General features: G+C 42.6%; 1 protein-coding gene and 1 pseudogene. Both read right to left on the reverse strand.

Translation table 11 applies throughout. The annotated features are described in order from the left end of the window. A pseudogene (locus ACFIL3_RS11065) lies at window positions 1-230 on the reverse strand (integrase); the annotation flags it as partial. Between the two features lie 2 nt (window positions 231-232). Beyond that, window positions 233-481, reverse strand: a complete 249-nt coding sequence (locus ACFIL3_RS11070; RefSeq protein ID WP_015857131.1) for a hypothetical protein — start codon at window positions 479-481, stop codon at window positions 233-235. Window positions 482-582 lie beyond the last annotated feature (101 nt).

The following is a 582-nucleotide window of genomic DNA, read 5'->3' on the forward strand; positions in this document are numbered from 1 at the left end:
TGATGCAACAACCAATCGAAAGACCCTTCTGTGAGTCTGGTACGCCTCTTTGTTTTGGAGGAGCCATTTTGAGCTTGTTTAATAGCCAGCGTATAATTATCAACAAACTCTTGCGTTCCATAGGTTCCTTCAATCCGAAACCGTGGTCCATGACCAATACGTACATACCATATAACTTTACCATGGCGTGTACGTTCACGAACAAGATGCGGCGGACGGCGTTTTGGCATGGCTAAAACTTTATACCGTCGACAGAGGGGCAACTTTTGCTGGTCTCGTAGTCTTCTTGCTCGTTTTCAAGTGGTGGAAAATCGTCAATGCTATAAGTATTATCTGTCGTTGTTGGTGTTATGGTTTTATTGATATGAATTAATAATTCCCCTGTAGGTTTGATTTCTATGAGTTCACATCCTTGTTTTTTAGCTTCTCTTAAAGCACGAGCAATAGCTGGTTGCGTGATAGTAGGTGGGCGGTGTGGCATGTTTATTCCCCTTCATTGAGATGTAATTCCCCCGTGGCGTGAATCACGCTGGTGTTTAAAAGTTGGTTTTTCGGTGTTAGAAACGGCTTATAGAGATACTA

This window comes from Bartonella sp. CE47NXGY (assembly GCF_042195415.1).
GTDB lineage: Bacteria > Pseudomonadota > Alphaproteobacteria > Rhizobiales > Rhizobiaceae > Bartonella.